Annotated in this window: 11 protein-coding genes; 6 read left to right on the top strand and 5 right to left on the bottom strand. The window is 49.0% G+C overall.

Annotated elements, in window-relative coordinates:
• Positions 1-909: 909 nt before the first annotated feature.
• A complete protein-coding gene (locus tag CX664_RS04155) occupies positions 910-5010 on the top strand; it encodes a midas domain-containing protein (RefSeq protein ID WP_101745513.1) in 4101 nt (1366 codons plus the stop codon).
• Between the two features lie 110 nt (positions 5011-5120).
• Here the strand turns inward: CX664_RS04155 and CX664_RS04150 are convergent, their stop codons facing one another.
• Both CX664_RS04150 and dbpA read right to left on the bottom strand, forming a co-directional pair.
• A complete protein-coding gene (locus CX664_RS04150) occupies positions 5121-6131 on the bottom strand; it encodes a hypothetical protein (protein WP_101745512.1) in 1011 nt (336 codons plus the stop codon).
• A 302-nt stretch (positions 6132-6433) separates the two neighbouring features.
• The gene (gene dbpA / locus CX664_RS04145; protein WP_101745511.1) at positions 6434-7834 is read right to left on the bottom strand and encodes an ATP-dependent RNA helicase DbpA; all 1401 of its coding nucleotides are present in this window, start codon (positions 7832-7834) and stop codon (positions 6434-6436) included.
• A 142-nt stretch (positions 7835-7976) separates the two neighbouring features.
• On the opposite strand from dbpA, the gene CX664_RS04140 reads away from it, so the two are divergent.
• A complete protein-coding gene (locus CX664_RS04140; protein WP_101745510.1) occupies positions 7977-9464 on the top strand; it encodes an SLC13 family permease in 1488 nt (495 codons plus the stop codon).
• On the opposite strand, the gene CX664_RS04135 is transcribed toward CX664_RS04140, so the two are convergent.
• The 3 genes from CX664_RS04135 to CX664_RS04125 all read right to left on the bottom strand — a co-directional run bounded on the left by CX664_RS04135 (position 9457) and on the right by CX664_RS04125 (position 13161).
• The gene (locus CX664_RS04135) at positions 9457-9951 is read right to left on the bottom strand and encodes a GNAT family N-acetyltransferase (protein ID WP_101745509.1); all 495 of its coding nucleotides are present in this window, start codon (positions 9949-9951) and stop codon (positions 9457-9459) included. The genes CX664_RS04140 and CX664_RS04135 overlap by 8 nt on opposite strands.
• A 521-nt stretch (positions 9952-10472) precedes the next feature.
• Positions 10473-11309 (bottom strand): putative RNA methyltransferase, encoded by an 837-nt coding sequence (locus CX664_RS04130; RefSeq protein ID WP_101745508.1) that lies wholly within the window; start codon positions 11307-11309, stop codon positions 10473-10475.
• Between the two features lie 400 nt (positions 11310-11709).
• Positions 11710-13161 carry a DUF6937 domain-containing protein gene (locus CX664_RS04125; protein WP_101745507.1) on the bottom strand — a complete coding sequence of 484 codons (1452 nt, stop codon included), beginning with the start codon at positions 13159-13161 and terminating at the stop codon, positions 11710-11712.
• A gap of 163 nt (positions 13162-13324) precedes the next feature.
• On the opposite strand from CX664_RS04125, the gene CX664_RS04120 reads away from it, so the two are divergent.
• From CX664_RS04120 to CX664_RS04105, 4 genes are all read left to right on the top strand, one after another.
• A complete protein-coding gene (locus tag CX664_RS04120) occupies positions 13325-14251 on the top strand; it encodes an alpha/beta hydrolase (RefSeq protein ID WP_101745506.1) in 927 nt (308 codons plus the stop codon).
• 235 nt (positions 14252-14486) lie between these two features.
• A complete protein-coding gene (locus tag CX664_RS04115) occupies positions 14487-15884 on the top strand; it encodes a hypothetical protein (RefSeq protein ID WP_145999807.1) in 1398 nt (465 codons plus the stop codon).
• Between the two features lie 9 nt (positions 15885-15893).
• On the top strand, positions 15894-18323 hold the full coding sequence (locus CX664_RS04110; protein ID WP_101745504.1) for a glycoside hydrolase family 2 protein: 2430 nt from the start codon (positions 15894-15896) through the stop codon (positions 18321-18323).
• A gap of 20 nt (positions 18324-18343) precedes the next feature.
• Positions 18344-19756 (top strand): MFS transporter, encoded by a 1413-nt coding sequence (locus CX664_RS04105; protein ID WP_101745503.1) that lies wholly within the window; start codon positions 18344-18346, stop codon positions 19754-19756.

Below are 19756 nucleotides of genomic sequence, written 5' to 3'. Positions count from 1 at the left end.
GTATATTGTTGTAGTTTTGAGTACTAAACAGTGACTGGTAAACGTACATTGGATGGCAGAAAAACGTCATGGTTAAGATAGACGTCCATAGCCTTACTAAGGTCTCCACATGTACAGTTTTTGACTTCAGACCTGCAGGCCGCCAATGAAAATGTATCCGGTTTTTCTGTATCAAACATTTGTCCTTCAATATCAAAAAATGAAGAATGACGTTTAGAGCACTCTTTTGTCTGAAGTCGTTTAATTTTGATAAGTGCTGATAAACAATAATGTTTAAGAGAATGGTATATAAATCAGAAAATTCCAGATTTATGTTAGGTATTTTGAATGCTACTACTGAGGTTAATTCCACATCGGAGTTACAAGTGGTATACCAAGCGTTTTCTGGGTTTGTTGCGGTAAATAGTTAACTGTTGATTGTTTCTCTTTGGCTGCAGTCCTTTTCCTGAGTTAGTGGTCTGGGGCATACCATTTATGGGCAGCATTCGCTTTTTTATCAGAGAGTTGTCTTTAGCCAATATGGTTACACTGGTTGCTATTACATAGGGGGATAAAGCAAACACACACAAACAAGTGGATGGCTACCCTGCGGATGGCCGCCCCACGGATGGCCGCCCCACGGATGGTCGCCCCACGGATGGCCGCCCCACAGAACACACTCCTGTTTTAGATCACCATGTGATTGTGCCCGAACGAATGGCTTTACGAAGATGTTGCTAATTCCCGACTGCTGCCGATAGCAATGGCAATATTACTGACCAGTTATGAATCATGCACAATTTCCTGAGATACCCACTTTGCAGCATCCCTTCTGGTGCTATTGACCCCAGCTCGGTCCAACATGCTTCGGTGCCACTGCCATCCTCTCAAACGACTGTTGGCAAATTTGCGACTCACCAGGCTGAAGTCATGCAGGATGTGCAACCACAAGTGAGCCAATCGGGGGTAGACAGTTTTGACCATACGGGGAACGCCATCGGTGATAAAGCGCTCAGCGACAGGAATATCCAACAGGCTACTGGTCAATCGCTGCCTTCTATTAAGGGGGATCAGCTGGAAAAACCTGACCAGACAGAACTGAAGGAAACGCAAGGCCAGCTGCTCAAACAGGCCGATGGACTGCTTAAGAAAAGTAGTGAAAAGAAGGCGGTAACTGCCTCTCTGAGTGGCTTGAAAAAGTCAGTAGCTGAATTGAAAAAGGCTCAGAACGATAGCCCGAAGGTGGCTCTTGAGGCACTGCAAAAGACAGAGTTCCCGCCCGCCCTGAAGGTCAAAATTACGCTTGGAAGTGGCGAAAAATTGAGCCTGATCCCCCCCGGGGAAGAGTTGGAAAATCAGACCAACCTGGGCGAGCTGATGGAGAAAGCCGTAAAGATTCTTGAAAAGCATAACGATGAAAACTTCGCATCATTTGATCAGGCCAGCACTGACCGGGAAATCGCTAATCTGAAACAGCAAGTCTCTGACATCGATCAACAAATCGGGGAGGAGCCCTCGGGTATTAATGACTTGGCCAGGCTTGAGAACAGACAATGTCTGCTTACCATCAATGTGCGGGCCAGAGTTGAGGACGGTTCTGTCAGTGCCACGCACATTGATGGTGGTCCGATAGCCCAACAACAGACAATGGGAAGTTCTCTGGCAGGGCCTGTGCATATAGCCACAACTGACCAGCCTTCTCAAACCGAGCCTGAGGTGGGGCCGAACAATGACAGCTCTGTAAGGCCTGAAACAACAGCGCAGGGTCTGACAGATGCAAGCCCGGCTGATCAGGATATTTCCATCAACTCTGCGGATGCCGGAGGTGATACAGCCCCCCCGGAAGATATCGCAGTAGCAGTGACGATTGATAATCCTGTTATAGGGGACACTTCGCTGATCCCCGGCATCATGCAGGGTCCTTCCGGGCAAACAGACTCTACACCAGGCATAAGTTCGCAGCCCGATGGTACTCAGCAAACCGGTGGTACCGGTGAGGATTACAGTGAGCTTGATGGCGTCGAAGATTTGTTTGCTGAGCCAGCGAACTTCGCCAACAGTGCAGAATTAGACAGTGGTTTATCCGCCGGTGAAGTCGATCAAAGTGATACCGAGTCGCTCAAGACAGAAGAAGAATTGACAGAGGCAACACCGGCCGTGGATGGCGACAGTGGGCTTGGTGGAGTCGCTGAAAGTGATGTTGATGCTGAGCCGATCAGGAGCGAAGTTGATCCTCAGCCGGTTGAGACTGAAGCTGATACTCAGCCGATCGAGAATGAAGATAATACTCAGTCAATTGAGAACGAAGATGATACTCAAACGACCGAGACCAAAGCAAAATCGACTGAGCAAGCATCAGTCGAGGAGGATGATAGTGAGTTTGATGGCATCAAGGAGTTGTTTACTGAGCCAGGGAACTCCGCCAGCAATGCAGCATTAGACAGTGGTTTATCCGCCGGTGAAGTCGATCAAAGTGATGCCGAGTCGCTCAAGGCAGAAGAGGAATTGACAGAGGTAACATCGGCCGGGGATGGTGACAGTGGGCTTGATGGAGTTGTCGCTGAAAGTGATGTTGATACTGAGTCGATCAGGAGCGAAGTTGATCCTCAGCCGGTTGAGACTGAAGCTGATACTCAGCCGATCGAGACTGAAGATAATACTCAGTCAATTGAGAACGAAGTTGATACTCAAACGATCGAGACCAAAGCAAAATTGACTGAGAAAACATCAGTCGAGGAGGATGATAGTGAGTTTGATGGGATTGAGGCGTTGTTTGCTGAGCCAGACTCCGCCAACGATGCAGCATTAGACAGTGGTTTATCCGCCGGTGAAGTCGATCAAAGTGATGCCGAGTCACTCAAGACAGAAGAGGAGTTGACAGAGGTGACCTCGGCTGGGGATGGTGACAGTGGACTTGATGGAGTTGTCGCTGACAGTGTTGTTGATGCTGAGTCAATGAAGACAGAAGAGGAATCGACAGAGACAACATCAGCCGGGGATGATGACAGTGGGCTTGATGGAGGAGTCGCTGAAAGTGATGTTGATACTGGGTCGATCAGTAACGAAGTTGATTCTCAGCCGATTGTGACAGAAGCAGATACTCAAACGATCGAGACCAAAGCAAAATCGACTGGGCAAACATCAGTCGAGGAGGATTACAGTGAGCTTGATGGCGTCAAAGAGTTGTTTGCTGAGCCAGAGGTCTCCGGCAATAGTACCGTATTAAACGAAAATCCGGAGCCAGAGGTCGTTGATGATGGTACCTCACTAGACGAAAATCCGCAGCCAGAGGTCGTTGATGATGGTACCTCACTAGACGAAAATCCGCAGCCAGAGGTCTCCGGCGATAGTACCGTATTAAACGAAAATCCGGAGCCAGAGGTCGTTGATGATGGTACCTCACCAGACGAAAATCCGCAGCCAGAGGTCTCCGGTGGTAGCACCGCATTAGAAGACAATCAGCAGATAGATGTCAGCGCAAGTGAAAGGTCTGGAGATAATGCGCCAATCGACAGTGATACAACCACGGTTGGAGATGACCAAAGTGATGTTGATACTGATTCGATCCAGACCGAAGCGAAATTGACTGAGCAAACATCAGCCGAGAAGGATTACAGTGAGCTTGATGGCATCGAAGAGTTGTTTGCTGAGCCAAAGGTCCCCGGTGATAGTACCGCACTAGACGAAAATCCGGAGCCAGAGGTCTCCGGCGATAGTACCGCACTAGACGAAAATCCGCAGCCAGAGGTCTCCGGCGATAGTACCGTATTAAACGAAAATCCGCAGCCAGAGGTCTCCGGCGATAGTACCGTATTAAACGAAAATCCGGAGCCAGAGGTCTCCGGCGATAGTACCGCACTAGACGAAAATCCGCAGCCAGAGGCCTCCGGCGATAGTACCGTATTAAACGAAAATCCGGAGCCAGAGGTTTCCGGCGATAGTACCGTATTAAACGAAAATCCGGAGCCAGAAGTCTCCGACGATGATAGTACCGGATTAGAAGACAATCAGCAGATAGATGTCAGTGCAAGTGAAAGGTCTGGAGATAGTGCGCCAATCGACAGTGATACAACCACGGTTGGCGATGACCAAACAGATGTTGATACTGAGTCCCCCCAGACCGAAGCGGAGTTGACTGAGGAAACACTGGTCGATGAGGGTTTCAGTGAGCCTGATGAAGTCACTGGTATTGATGACTCTGAACGGTCAGAAAGCGTGATGCAGCGATCAGATGATAGTGACGTGGCTGAGGCCAGCACTCCAGATGAAAGTGAATTTACCGCTGAGAGCCCAGAACCTCAGGACTCGGTATCCAGCGATTCTGATTACTTCTCTGACGATGAAGGTGATCAGGGGACAACACAGACGCTCAGTCCCGAGCCCGACTTTGCCACGGATTTAGCTAAAGAGTCAGCCCCGATGGAGAGGGCTGAGGTCGTCCGTCAATCAACGGCTAATATCGGCGAGATCGCCAGGCGTCGAAAAGAAAGCCTGCGGGCTGCTTCGGCCCCGGCAAGTACAAAACCTGCTCCCTCTTCACCTGCCCCGAGGCCAGCAACGGGCATAGTAAACAAGCCTGTTGATGTGAGTGGTGTGAAGTCTGTCGTTGCTGGTCAGATAAACGCCACCAGGAATGCCAAATCAACAGACGCAATATCAAAAGAGGAGAGGGCCAGGGACAAGAAAAAGCTGGGTGTTTCGAGTACCTATAACGAAGCCAGTGTTATTGAGAATGCCTTTGACAAGTTGCAAAAAAATGCAGGTAAGCTGGAGGTTTCAAAAGATATTGCCAAGACTGCCAGAAAATACATTGCCAGTGAGGCTCAGGATAGTGGACGTTTTCTGCCCCGTCCTAACCCACAGCAGCGAGAAGCCCTCCGTTTTCTTGGTTTGAAAAGCAATGCCTCAGAGAGAGATATTCGTCTTGCCCTGTTTGACAAGGCCAGTGAATCGGCTGAATCAGGCAACAGGAAGCATGACAGTACTATGAAAACACTGAGCAAGCACCATAAGGCACTGTTTAACAAGTGATGGCGTATAAATATAACATTTATGGGGCAGTCTTTATGCCTCGTTCCCAGGCAAAACGGGGAACGAGGGGGGAAGGAGATTGTTTACATTAAACCCATTGATTCAAGTACTCAGTCTTCTTCAGGGGCTGGCGTTGAAGTTGGAGCCGGAGCTTCTTCGGGTAGTGGCGCTGGGGTGGGAACCTTGCCTTTGCCCTGGATGGCGGCATCATGGAACGGGAATTCCTCGCCATTTGCCAGTCGATTGATAGTGATCCCCTTATCCACATGGGAATAATATCGGGCTTCAAACTGAACTTCGGCAGCTCTGACAGGAAGCTTGCCCTCCTCCTTTCTTTTATTAATTTCTTTCTGGATAGCCTTCAGCGTTTCAAGCAGATCATTCAGCCTTGCTTGAGCTTGTGCAAGCCCCTGGTCTGCATTAAGTTCCCGGGCCTGATTTTTCATGGCACCAAGCGCGTGGACGTAACAACGGTAGATCTCTATAGGCGCTTTTTGTTCGAGACCAGCACCTACCGGAATCAGGGAGATGGCCTGATGGTTGGGCGGTGGGAAGGTGATGGTAACGGTCAGATCCTTTGGCGCGTCGGGGGGCAGTTCAATATTTTTTAAGGCAGTAATCATCTCTTTCGAACTTGTAAACCAGCCTACACTACCAGGCCCCTTGAGACCCTTGGCGCATGCGGCAAAGATTTCAAGGGTATCCCGGGCCTTAAGGGCAATGTTCATTTCGCCAAAGGCGGTATAGGCCTTTTCAGCTTGTTCCAGTTGGTTTTTACCCCGATTGAGCAGTTCCTCATTGCCCAGTGCCTGCAACGCTTCAGCGATTTTCCCGGGATCCTCCGTCTCGGCAGGTGGAGTTACGGCAGGGGCTCCATTGACGGAAATGTCAGGGTTCACACTCTTTACGTTATCTGGTAAGCCTTGTGGTTGAGCCGAAGGTGGTGGTTCAGGTTGGCGTTTCGGCTGAGCAAAATATGACTGGGGTGGCGGTGCTAATGTGGCACCATGTCCATTAAACGCAGGTCGATTATACGCAGGGGTGGGCTCGAACCGTGTTGGCTCCGAACCAGTGCCGAAGCCCTGTGCAGGAAAGGGTGGTGGTGTAATCTGAGTAGTCATGTCAATTACCTCCTTGTGCTGGATTAAATAGTCAGTGTCATACCTCTTTTGGACAAGAGAAGCCTGATTTAGTTCCAATCAGGCTTTCAGGAGGGGGTATAGTACATGGTGTTAATGAGTTTGACGGGTTGTCGTGCCTCCGCACTCCGTTCGTTCTGAGCCTGTCGAAGGACCCATAGGGCCTAAAGGCGGAAACTCCGGACTCTGATAGATCGTGCCACGCACCCTTCGACTCCGCTCAGGGTGAACGGAGATTGTACACGTCAAACTCATTGAAACCGGAGACGATTGGCTAATGAGGACTACAAACGCCGAACCTTGAATTTTCTGCCCTTAATCCTTCCTGCTTCCAGCTTTTTCAGTGCAGATCGGGCATTTTCCCGTTTGACTGCAACATAGGCGGTAAAGTCAAAAATATTGATCTTGCCGACCTGGTCTGCGGGAATCCCGGCATCGCCGGTCAGCGCTCCGAGGATGTCGCCAGGGCGGACTTTATGCTTTCGGCCACCATCAATGGCCAGGGTAACCATGGGGGCCGGTGCTGGCTGTTGGTTTCCGGTGAGTGTTTTCGGGTCACCAAAGACCAGGGGAGCCTTGAGGTCATCGCTGATATTATCCAGCTTGTACTGCTCCTGCCGGGTATGCAGGCTCAGTGCCAGACCTTTTTTACCCGCCCGCCCGGTGCGGCCAACCCGGTGAACGTGTACTTCCGGGTCCCGGCTCAGATCGTAATTGATCACTGCGGCAAGGTTTTCTATATCCAATCCCCGGGCTGCGACATCGGTGGCAATCAACAGGTTGGCGCTCTGATTGGCGAATCGTACCAGCATCTGGTCACGCTCTTTCTGATCCATATCGCCATGCAGCACTACCGGTTTGTAGCCCGCTTCGTAGAGTTCAGTGCCGACCTCTTTGCAGATTTGCCGGGTGTTGCAGAAAATCACGCTGGACTCAGGCTGGTAGTGTTGCAACAGCTTGATCAGCATGGCGGGTTTGTCCGCGTTTTCAGCATGATAGAAGCGCTGCTCAATATGCTCATGGTTATGGGTGCTCTCAACGGTAACGGTAACCGGCTGATGCTGGAAACGTTCGCTTAATGCCCGGATACCGCTTGGGTAAGTGGCCGAAAAGAGGAGAGTCTGTCGCTGTTCTGGTAAATGGTCGATGATGTTTTCAATGGCATCAATAAAACCCATATCCAGCATGCGATCGGCTTCATCAAGCACCAGCGTATTGACCCGATCGATCAATAAGGTCTTTTTCCGCAAGTGATCCTGGATTCTCCCGGGAGTTCCGACAACCACATGGGCACCATGCTCCAGTGAACCGATCTGTGGACCAATAGGCTGGCCACCACAAAGGGTAACGACCTTGATATTTTGCTGATATCGCGCCAGACGCCGGATTTCCTGGGTAACCTGGGTTGCCAGTTCCCGGGTCGGGCAGAGAACCAGAGCCTGGCAGCCAAAATCCCGCTGTTTCAATTTGACAATCAGGCCAATGGCAAAGGCCGCCGTTTTGCCACTGCCGGTTTTGGCTTTGGCAATGACATCGTGGCCTTCCAGAATTTCTGGCAGGCTGTTCTGCTGAATGGGGGTCATTTCCCGGTATCCCAGAGTGTCGAGGTTTTGCAGCAGGGCATCGGGCAGGGAGAGATTGGTAAAGCGGGTAGACGCTGTGGTGGTAAGAATAGGTGCAGTCAAATCAGGCTCTTGGCGTGTGCCATGGTACAGAATAGGTAAATGATTATAACAGAGTCTACCCTTAATGACGGTGAATCATTACCTATCAACTGATTGACGGTTGAATTGGCTATAAATTTTATCAAATGCAATGGAGCGAATCATGAAATCAGGTTCTCCGGAATTGCTTCCAGAGTCTGCACAGCAGGAAAGTACTCAGGAAGGGAAGCCGCTCTTCTGGCTCACAGGACTTCTGATTGGCATTGCATTGCAGCTATTCACATTACTGGTTGACCCTCCGGCCGGAATGAATGAGATGGCCTGGCGCTGTGCTGGCCTTGCCATGATGATGGCAGTGTTCTGGTCGGTCGAAATTCTTCCGACGGCGATTACCGCATTGCTCCCTCTGGTGTTGTCGCCAATGCTTGGTCTGGCCACCATTGATAAAGCGGCTGTTCCCTATGCACATCCGGTAATATTCCTGTTTATGGGCGGTTTTGTGCTTGGCCTTGCCATGGAGCGCTGGAACCTGCACAGCCGTATAGCCCTGAGAATCATGTTGATTACGGGCACAGGGGAGAAGCGACTGGTGCTTGGTTTTATCGTTGCCACAGCCCTGATCAGTATGTGGGTTTCCAATACGGCAACCACGATTATGATGATGCCCATCGGTTTATCGGTTATCGCCATGATTCGTCACCAGGGGAAGATGAGTCATGGCTTTCCTGTTGCTTTGTTGCTGGCCATTGCTTATGGGGCTTCAATCGGTGGTTTTGGCACCCTGATCGGTTCGCCGCCTAATGCATTACTGGTTGCTTTTCTTCAGGAGCAGTACGGTATACAGATTGGTTTTGTTCACTGGCTGATCATTGGCCTGCCTGCATCGATCATTCTGCTGGCTATTACTGGCATCTGGCTGGGGTATTTTGGCTACTGTCTGGGCGGGGAAGAAAACCATGGGGTAAGAGAGTCCATTAAGGCGCAGCAAAAAAAGAACGGTGCAATGAGCGGTGCAGAAAAAGCAGTCACCGCGATCTTTCTTCTAACGGCTTTTGCCTGGGTCCTGCGGCCCTGGCTGGGGGCAATGATGCCAGCACTGGCACTTTCCGATACCATGATTGCCCTGGTGGCCACCGTTCTATTGTTTATCTTGCCCGTTCGCTGGAACAAGCCTGAGTTTCTGATGAGCTGGAAGGAGATGCACCGTCTTCCCTGGGACGTGTTGTTATTGTTTGGTGGTGGCCTGAGCCTGGCATCAATGATTCGAACAACAGGGCTGGCAGAGTGGATTGCCGGATCATTAAACATCCTGGGGGATATGCCTCCTTTGATGGCCATCGCTTTGGTTGTCACCATTATTATTTTTCTGACCGAAGTCACCAGTAATACAGCAACCACTGCCGCCTTTCTTCCTCCATTGGGAGCCCTGGCCATGTCACAGGGAATGGACCCGGCTATTCTTGCCATCCCTGCCGCTATTGCTGCCAGTTGTGCCTTTATGTTGCCTGTGGCGACACCGCCCAATGCCATAGTCTATGGGTCAGGCATGTTGCCTATTCGACACATGGTGCGCAGTGGTATGGTGTTGAACCTTGCGGGTATTGTAATTATCACGTTGTTGAGCCACTGGCTGGTGAAATTTGTTATTTAATCTCCTCTTTATAAACTTTTAGCCCCCTGGCCTGATAGTTGTTCAGGGCAAAGGGGTGATCCAGTGAACAGGTATGCACCCAGACCCGCTGAGCCCCCCAGTTCCAGGCTTCCTGAATGGCGGTACTTAACAGGGCACCACCCAGGCCTTTGCCAATGAAGGGCTGCGCCAGGCCAAAGTAGGCAATCTGGATGTCACCGGCCACTTTTTGCAGTTCAAAGTAGCCGGCCGGGCTGCCTTTAAAGTAGCCGACCCATAGGCGAAGATTGTCGTTTTCAGCGTAGTCATGCCATTGTTCATCAGACCAGACCAGCTTGTCAGTCCATTCCCACGGCTGGCCAACGTAGCTGTAGAGAAATCGGTTGAATTGAAACTGCTTTACCTGACACTCCTGAATGACAAAATCTGGATGGGTGACGGGTTTATGGAGCAATTCATCCTGCGAGGTCATTTCCAGAAACCAGGTGGTTACTGTTTCTTTTTCCATATTACTTCTGGTTCAGTTGTCTTCGATATTGGTTAGAAGTTGATGATTGGTTTCTTCAATCGGGCAATATATTGGGCATGGCAATCACCATGTTGCCAGAAGCGGACATAAACCGGTTCCTGATTGACGGGAACCGGCGATAGAATCAATGAGACTGCTCCAGCCGCCTGGCATAGACGACGGCATTATAACCGACTGTCGCGACAACATTACCAGCCACAAATACTCATGACGATTGTTCGTCACCCTCTGGTATGAAAGATTTGCCACGGAGGCACGGAGACACAGAGGTAAAACTTTATCTTGTCTCCGTGCCTCTGTGTTTCCGTGGCAATTTTTCTTTCACGGCAAAGAACAGGATAATATCGGCTTTGAGGGCCAGAACTGTGAATAGGTCTTTTTCACTTTTGCCGGTGATAATCTGAGCTAACTGAAACATGGTGACCCCCCCGGGCTATGGCCATGGCTCAGTTATACCACCAGTCACGTTTGGTAAAATTGATGTAAGACAGTATTTTTACCTATGTCAGTGGATAACGTTTTTGTACCACTGACAGACGCATTTCCAGTTCACATTCCAGCTGACCCAGTTGTTCAAGTTGCTGTTTTTGCCGGGCATTGACATGCCAGTAGTGAGGGGTCATGGCCAGCAGGTCCATAATGGCCTGAGTGTTTTCCAGCATCATCAGGTGATGGATGGTCTGGCTTTCCAGCAGGGCAAGATCTTCCGGCAGATCCTGCAGGCGTTTATCTTCCGGATAAGGACGTACCTCATCATAAATGGCACGGCGAAGAGCCATCAGGTGGTTCTGGCCGGGGGTCAATAGAACAATATGCCCGCCAGGTTTCAGAACTCTGGAAAACTCAGGCCAGTCACTGCGGGAGAATATGCTGATCACAGCATCAAACTGTTCGTCCATCAGTGGCAGTTCACTGACACTGGCAACCAGCCATTCTATTGCTTTGTTTCGTTTGCTGGCGGCCAGAATGGCGGGTTTGGCAATATCAAATCCACAAACTGCGCTGTCTTCAAGCTGCTCTTTGATACCTGATGTGTAGTAGCCCTCACCGCAACCGGCATCAAGAATACGTTGCGGTGTTTCATTACCGAACGACTTGAGTTTATCAATCAAGGCATCAACGACGGGTTGATAGTAACCGTGATTCAGAAACCGTGTCCGTGCTTCGACCATCATCTGATCATCGCCGGGGTTTTTACTGCGTTTCTTATTGCTGGGCAGCAGGTTCAGATAGCCCTGGCGTGCCCGGTCAAACCGATGGTTATTTTGGCACACAGCGCTTTTGGGTTCTGACCAGAGCGCTTCATAACAGACTGGGCAACGAAGTAAGATGGGCATGGGCAGTATGGCTAAAAGCCAGAGAGTTTAATGGTCTCTGGCAGATATGCAACGGCTGCCAGTTCCCTGCTGGCAGTGCAGCCTGATTATGAAATTTACAGTAAGCGCTGCCCGCTTCCCGCCACCCGTTGACCGAAAAAGGCAGGCCGCCTGTGCTTTAACGGCCAGCAGCCAGCGAGCTTAACAAGTCCCAGTCAAATGCGGAACTTAGGAATTGTCCCGGAATAACTTCCTCTTTTTGCCACGGAGACACTGAGTCACAGAGGAAAAGATTTTTTCTTTTCTCCGTGCCTCCGTGTCTCCGTGGCAAGATTTTTTCTTTACCGGGCAACATTGGAAATGTGGAAGTTATTTCAGGACAGTTCCTTATTCCGGGACAATTCCTCAGTCAGTACAATTCTCAACCTTTCCCAGCTGCAGCCATTTCAACGGTTTTGTAAGCACCATCATAAACACCCACAGACTGCGCTTTCAGAATATTGTCACACATGGTTTTGATAATACTCTTGTCGTCTATCATTAATTGCATCATCTGAATGGCGGCATCGGTTTGTTCAAACTCTACGGTGCCATCACCGATTTCAGCAGATCTTAAAGCACCATAGGCTTCATGCCCGCCGACTCTTTGAATGAACAGCTTTGGCACCGGATAAAAAGCAAGCTCACTGGGCTTGGTTATCATAAAGTCGGTGATTCGCATCAGCAGGTTGGTGGTATAAACGGCGGAGAAAATATCACTGCTATAGAATGCGTGAATCCCTTCGATTGACTGATCGGAGTCCGGATTGGCGAAAGCCTGAACACCCTCCCAGTCATTATCAAACAAATGCGCCTTGTGCAGCGCAGGGATATCGGCGACCAGCTGTTCCCAGACGTTCTTATAATCACCAACATTGATCAGCAGGCTGACCTTACGGTTGATAATCTGTGGCAGGAGGTGCCTGATAATGGATCGATAGATTTCAAACTGTGCGCCGGCACCGCCAATGGTCAGAAGAATTCTGACCGGTTTCCCATTATTCAGGCGCTCCTTCCGCTTCTGGCAATCGCCTTTCAGATCAACCAGCAGTTCATGGTCAATAAAATGCCCGGTATGAAAAATGCTGTCCGCTGGCATTGGCTTTAGCACCTTGTCACCATCCATGCCTTTTAACATTCGGTAGCCAAAGTAACTGGAGGGTGTTTGTACCACATGCCGGGCACCTTCTGACAGATGCAGCGCCATGGGCCAGTTATCCGGGACCACATTAATCACATTGCTCATTCCGGCATGAATGGCAGCCTGAGCTGGCCAGGTATGAGTCCCCACGAATGGCATATCGTCAGGCAGATTGCCCAGAACAGTAGCCATTAGCTCACTGACTTTCTGATCTTTGGCGTTGAAGCTGAGTTTTTTGAAGCCTTCACTGTTAAGCTTTTCCCAGTATAACGAGTTAAACAGTGAATATTTCTGGGAAAGACGGGATCCAAGTGAGTAAAGTTTGTTAAGGTGACTGATCACCTGTCCGCCTGTGGTTTCCTGATAGGCATTCAGGTCCAGCCAGTATGGGGTATAGCCAAGATGTCTGGCTGCAGAGGCGATAGCCATTGATATTCGGTAATGGCCATAACCCATTCGAATATTGCCAATGATCATTCCCTTTTTGGTATCAATGGGCTCACCGGTGTTATTCAGGTTGATATTCTGTACGCCCAGTGCCGGGCCGATGACCGGGTTGAAGGTGCTGCTCAGCGGGTAGGATATATGACGGTCGTCGCCAAACTTTTTCAGATAACTTGCTTTGGCTTTAGTGGCTTTTTTAACAACGGCAGTGGGTTGCCTGTTGCCAAAAATTGATGACGTAAGATCCATAACAGTACCTTGTGCAGGTCAGTGCAAAAAATAAAAAACAGCAAAATATATGAATAGGTTTCACATTTATTATGATTTTTCTTATGCTGCCCTGTCAAAAGGTGAATTGATTTCATATATTGATCCGAATCATGGAATTGTTTGATGGGAGGGAAATAACGCCATGGAAACACAAGCACCAACCCGCCATGCACTGCTCACACCCGATGGCAGAGAAATTCAGGTTCGCTGCTGGTTACCGGAAGGCCCGGCCAGGCATGCCGTTGTACTCAGCCACGGCATGGGAGAGCACGTTGACCGGTATGCGCCCTTTGCCCGATTCTGCAATGAACACGCAATAGCCGTATTCGGTGCTAACCACAGAGGTCATGGAAAAAATGCCCAATTGCAGGGCCATTATGATGACCATCAGGGCTGGCAAAAGGTGATTGAAGATCTGGATAAGGTGGTCGCTTATGCTGCACAGAACACGGGTCTTAAGGTTATTCTGATGGGGCATAGCATGGGGTCATTTGTTGCCAGGCAATATGCGGCAAACTATGGAAACCGCTTAGAGGGGCTGATTCTTTGTGGTTCCAACCATCAAAATCCGGCTCTGTTCCATCTGGCCAGACTGGTTGCCAGAATTCAGATGGCTGTTCAAGGTAAACGACACCCTTCCAGGCTGTTAGGCTGGCTCAGTTTCAGTCAGTTCAATAAAACGGTCAAAAACGCTGAGACGGATTTTGACTGGTTATCCCGGGACCGGGAACAGGTGGGTAAATACATCGCCGATCCGCTCTGTGGTTTTTTATGCACCACCCAGTTCTGGTATGACTTTATGGGGGGATTAATAAGTATTAATTCTATGTCCACGGCCAGACAAATGTCGTCTGAATTACCGGTTTATCTGGTCGCTGGGGATAAAGATCCCGTTGGACGGATGGGGAAAGGCGTACAATCACTGTATCGGTTTTTCACATCCGCCGGGCTTAAACAGGTGGATATCAATCTGTACAAAAATGCCCGCCATGAGCTGTTTAATGAAACCAATCGTGATGAGTTTTACCAGAACATTCTCAACTGGATCACCAAAACCCTGCCTCGATAATCCTCAAACTCACTCTGTATTGAAGTTACCGAGTGAGTCTGCTTCGTCTCTTTTTTAATCATTTCCCCTCATAAACTGACAAAAATCAAAAAAAGTGAACCATCTTCATATTTTGTGTTGACGCTTTTTTGCTTCGAGCGCAATATGCCTCACATAAAAATATGAATAAATTTCACTTTTTATCTTTTTCGAACACAGCCAAGTTGTTGCGCTTAACACAGAACCCGGGGGAATCATGAAACTTAAACCTTTGAGTCATGTAATACTAATGTCGTCTATAGCGCTGGCATCCTGTGCTAACGCCAGTGTTGACGCCTTTCTACAAGACTCAACATTAGATATGAAAGCCAAGGTTAATATTTATAACCTGTCTGGTACCCATGATTTCAATTCCAAAAAGATGCCTGGCGTTTCTGGTACTGCCAAAATCAACATGGATGAAATTGGTTCATCCCTTTGGCTGGACTGGCAGTCCGGTTATTTATTCGATGTGTTTGGTGTACAACTGGGTTATCTGGGAGCGGCTCCCAACCTTCGTCAGAAAGGTTATATTGATGGTTTTATGTCGATGGGACCAATCAAAATACCTATGTCTTCGGACTACGGCCGTTATTATGAAGATGACACAAAAGACAAGCTGATTGGCAAGCTGGGCAACGCCAACGTTCATGTTCGTCTTGGCGATCAGGACAATTACGGCAAGTTGTCTGTAGGTCGTTTCACGCCCACGATTTATAATTTGCTGCACCGCCCGGATTACACCTACGGCGCATTGCACGAAGTTTATGAAGGGGCCTCGCTGACCGGCCAGTACCAATGGGACTGGGGCATGATTCAGCCCTGGGCAAATTACTTTACGGGTTACAGTGATATCCATTCGACCAAAACGGTTAATTTCAAAGATGACTTGAAAGACAATAAAGACTTCGGTTCATACGACAAAATTTATAACGTTGGTTTCCATACCGTTACCGATTACTACGTCAGCAGCGCCTCCTACTCAGTAGCCCCTGATTTTCAAAAGAACGGCATTATCGAAGTCTATTCCGGTATTCCAATAGGCTTCCTGACCGGCTCTGATACCTACGATAGCAGCAAGATCATCAAGTTCCTGGTTAAGTACGGAATGGAAGAAGGTGATGGCACACGGAACTCTGACCATAAGACAGATGTCACCGAATTTGGTATTGGCCTGGATACTGGCGACTTCGATATTCTGTTTGGTGTTACCCAGATCGGTGAGGAAAGCTTCCGAGGTTTTGGGACTCAGAATGGCAGAAAGGCCGGTGGTGGTACCGCTGTCTGGGGTGATATGGCGGTTGTGAACAGCTTCGACCTGGCTAATCAGCGTACTTATTTTGTCGTGGGTGGTTATGATCTGGACAGCGTCGGTTTGCAGAAATGGCGTTTCCAGGGGGTTGCAGCCATGGCAACTGATACTGACCTGAGTAAGTTGTCCTTTGATCAAGAGATGCTGAGTCCTGAAAAAGACTACACCGAAATCAACCTGGAACTGCTCCATAACTATGGCGGTGAAGGTTTGAGCTATCGATTCATGGTGGGTGCGGATACTAACCTGGACCTTACTGGTTTCGGTATTTTCTTAGAATACAACACTGACATTTTGAAGTAAGTTCGGGTCATGAGAAAGCGCGTTCATCTTAATTTTGACTGGCAATACATAGCAGATATTGATCCGTCTGATATTCACTCCCTGGCGTGGGAAAGTCATGCCTCAAAGGTCGATATTCCCCATACCAACAGGGAGCTGCCTTACAACAATTTTGATGAACGCGCCTATCAATTTCAATCAGCCTATCGCAAACAGATAGCCTTTGAGCATTTTGCCGATGCCAGTCATGCGCTGTTAAGGTTTGAAGGCGTGATGTCTTCCTGTCAGGTATTTTTCAACCGGGTTTTGGTGGGTGAACATCACTGTGGCTATTTACCGTTTGAAATTGATCTATTGCCTTATGTAAAAAAGGATCAGGATAACGAAATCATCGTTGTTGTTGATGCTTCTGAAGATCCATTAATACCGCCATTTGGCCATGTTGTGGACTTTTTGACGTATGGCGGCATTTATCGGGAAGTAGAGCTGATTCTTGTCTCAGACATTTATGTGAAAAACGCCCGGATTCATACTGCACCGGATAACGATAACAACCAGAAAGTCCACCTTGCCATTGACATTGCCAATCCGGATTTACACGACAATGAGTTAAATCTGGAGATTGCCCTGTGTGACCTGAATGATCAGGTTATCCACCAGGAACCTGTTGCTGTAACGCTGTCAAAACATCATACCCAACGGATTGATCATCATTTTACGGTGTCCGATGTCAGGCTGTGGGAGCTGGATAACCCGGCGCTTTATAAGCTGGTGGTTCACTTGTCTGGCGATGCGCCGTTAGATACCAGAACATTTCGCTTTGGCTTTCGCACGGTTGCTTGCAAAAACAACGGATTCTATCTTAATGGCAAACCGGTCAAGCTGATTGGCCTGAATCGCCATCAGTCATACCCTTATGTGGGCTACGCTATGCCCCAAAGTGCACAGGCTCGCGATGCCGAGCTTATGAAGTTTGAACTGGGCTGTAATTGTGTGCGCTCATCTCACTATCCACCGAGCAGCCATTTTCTCAATCGCTGTGATGAAATTGGTCTGCTGGTGTTTAATGAAATTCCGGGCTGGCAGCATATTGGTGAAGAACCTTTATGGCAGCAGAGAACAATGGACAATGTTCAGAGAATGATTGAGCGGGATGTCAATCATCCTTCTGTTTTTATCTGGGGAGTTCGTATCAATGAATCCCCTGACCACCATGATCTTTATAAGGCAACCAATGCCCTTGCCCGCCAATTGGACTCATCACGCCCGACCGGTGGCGTGCGGTGTATTGGCAATAGCGAACTGTTAGAAGACGTTTATACCTACAATGATTTTTCCCACACCGGAAATAACGAGCCACTGCAAAGCCGCAGGCAGGTGGCCGGTGCTGATGTGCCTTATCTGGTGACTGAGCACTGTGGCCATATGTTTCCAACCAAGCCGTTTGACAGTCAGGACCGTTTACTGGAGCAGGCATTACGACACGCCAGGGTGTTAAATAAAACCTTTGGTCACGCGGACTATTGTGGTGCTATTGGCTGGTCCCTGTTTGATTACAATACCCATGAAGATTTCGGCAGTGGTGATCGCATTTGTTATCACGGCGTGCTCGATATGTTCCGGGAACCCAAATACGCCGCCGCCGTTTATGCCAGTCAGCAGGATGAGATGCCGGTCATGGAACTGGCTGGCAATATGAAAAACGGCGATTATGCGGCTGGCCAGGCCGGTGCATTATGGGTATTTACCAACTGTGACAGTATCAAACTGTTTAAGAATGATCGTTATATCCAGACGTTTTATCCCGATAAAAACAGCTTTCCTCATCTGCCCCATCCACCCGTGGTCATTGATGATTTTATTGGCGACCAGATTGCTGTCAATGAACCATTCAGCCCTGACGACGCTGAAACCATTCGCCAGCTTTTTTCAATCATCATGCGCAAAGGGCAAGACGGATTAAACCTCTGGCAAAAGGCGCAGATGTTCTGGATATTGAAGAAAAACCGTCAATCAATTCAGGACGGCGTTAACCTGTTTTTAAAATATGTTGGCAACTGGGGTGATGCATCAGCCAGCTATCGCATTGAAGGTTATAAACACGACCAGTGTGTGATAAAAAAAACACGCAGCAAGTCCCGAAAAGCCGAGCTTAGCGTTAAAGCCGACCAGTCCCGGTTGCAACACCAGCATACCTATGATGTCACTCGCATCACCGTTCAGTGTGTGGATGAGGACGGTGTCGTACGTCCCTATGCCAATGATCCAATTCAGGTCGAAGTCAGTGCCGGACTGGAATTAATGGGGCCAGACTTTCTTTCTTTAACCGCTGGCAGAACGGCCTTCTGGGTGAGAACCAGAGGTGTCACTGGCCATGAACAGGTCAGGGTTAAATCCTCTCGTTTCGGACAGCACTGCATTGAACTCAACATTGAACTCGACGTTCACATATCAGCCTGAAACCAAAATATGGAGTTTCCATGGAAAGTAACAGTCTCTCAAAATGGAAGATATTCTTCTTCTCCTTTGGCAACTTTGGCTGGTGTCTGGCCACGTTTTCGTATTCAATTCTGATTACTTATTTTTACTACCCACCGGCGACTGAGTCGGCCAGTCAGATTCCTGAGTTTATATCCCGGGCACCGGTGCTTTTTGGTATCACCACCGTGGGGCTTATTTATGCCTTAAACCGGGCCCTGGATGCCATTACCGATCCGATTATTGCCAATCTCAGTGACCGGTCCACAAGTCGTTTTGGCCGCAGACGTCTGTTTATGATGCTCAGCTTCCTGCCCACCGGGCTGATGTCGGCAGCGATTTTCTTTCCTCCGGTGGATACTGTGTCCAGCCTGAATATTGTCTGGCTGGTGATGTGCTGTGTCATTGTGACGGTCAGTGTGACCATGTATGTCGTGCCTTATATGTCACTGATTCCAGAGCTGGGCAAAACCGACCATGACCGGATTATGATTTCTACCTTCTGTTCCGTTTCCTGGGCACTGGCCTTTGCCTTTGGACAGCTGATCTGGGTCATCAAAGACTACATTCAATCCCTTGGTTATACGCCGGTAGAAGCCATCCAGGTAGCCGTATCACTATTTTCTGTGTTGGGCATGCTGGCCATGGTCGTTCCTGTTCTGGCGATTAATGAAAAACGCGATTGCCGGGGCAGCTCAACCAATGAAGATATGCTGACTTCATTGAAAACCGCCATGGCCAACAAAAATTTTTCCCGTTTTACCGCCTGTAACGGTCTGGCATTTATGACGCGCTTCTTTCTGGAAGTGGGCGCTATTTATTACGTCACCATGTTGATGGGGCTTGAGGAATCTACCGCTTCTATCATTATGCTACTGCTGTTTCTGGCCAGTTTTGCCCTGTATCCGGCTGTGGTCGCATTATCGAAAAGATATTCCAAAAAAAGCCTGTTCCGCACCGCTCTGTTTGTTCAGGGCCTATTATTGAGCTGTTTCTCCCTTTGCACCCTTGTCAGCCGTCCGGATATACTTGGCTGGGCGCTGCTGGCGTTTATGCCGTTTCCCCTGGCGATTATGGGCATTATTCCCAATGTTATTGTGGCAGACCTGGCGTTATCTGATGCTGCAAAAACAGGCAATCATAAAGAAGCCATGTTTTTTGGTGCCAATATGTTTGCCTATAAAGCGGCAACCTCTTTAACCGCTCTGCTGTTTCCGTCCATCATCATTATTGGCTCCATTGCTGAAGCGGCTGACCTGTCTCCGGAGCCCACCACTCTGGGCGTTACCCTGTCCGCGTTACTGGCGGGCTGTCTGGCGTTTCTGGGAACGTACCTGATGGGTAAATATGATGAAAAACAGGTGATGGCTCAGATCGAACCTGAACCTGCTGAAAACACTTTTGCTACCGCCTGA

The organism is Endozoicomonas acroporae, from assembly GCF_002864045.1.
Lineage (GTDB): Bacteria > Pseudomonadota > Gammaproteobacteria > Pseudomonadales > Endozoicomonadaceae > Endozoicomonas > Endozoicomonas acroporae.
Note: the sequence above shows the minus strand (reverse complement) of the source record. Positions and strands in the feature narration are given on the sequence as shown.

Coding starts and splice junctions, on each gene's coding strand:
- CX664_RS04155 (WP_101745513.1), top strand. CDS start 910: ATGCAGGATGTGCAACCACAAGTGAGCCAATCGGGGGTAGACAGTTTT.
- CX664_RS04135 (WP_101745509.1), bottom strand. CDS start 9,951: ATGGAAAAAGAAACAGTAACCACCTGGTTTCTGGAAATGACCTCGCAG.
- CX664_RS04125 (WP_101745507.1), bottom strand. CDS start 13,161: ATGGATCTTACGTCATCAATTTTTGGCAACAGGCAACCCACTGCCGTT.
- CX664_RS04110 (WP_101745504.1), top strand. CDS start 15,894: ATGAGAAAGCGCGTTCATCTTAATTTTGACTGGCAATACATAGCAGAT.
- CX664_RS04150 (WP_101745512.1), bottom strand. CDS start 6,131: ATGACTACTCAGATTACACCACCACCCTTTCCTGCACAGGGCTTCGGC.
- CX664_RS04130 (WP_101745508.1), bottom strand. CDS start 11,309: ATGCCCATCTTACTTCGTTGCCCAGTCTGTTATGAAGCGCTCTGGTCA.
- CX664_RS04140 (WP_101745510.1), top strand. CDS start 7,977: ATGAAATCAGGTTCTCCGGAATTGCTTCCAGAGTCTGCACAGCAGGAA.
- CX664_RS04120 (WP_101745506.1), top strand. CDS start 13,325: ATGGAAACACAAGCACCAACCCGCCATGCACTGCTCACACCCGATGGC.
- CX664_RS04115 (WP_145999807.1), top strand. CDS start 14,487: ATGAAACTTAAACCTTTGAGTCATGTAATACTAATGTCGTCTATAGCG.
- CX664_RS04105 (WP_101745503.1), top strand. CDS start 18,344: ATGGAAAGTAACAGTCTCTCAAAATGGAAGATATTCTTCTTCTCCTTT.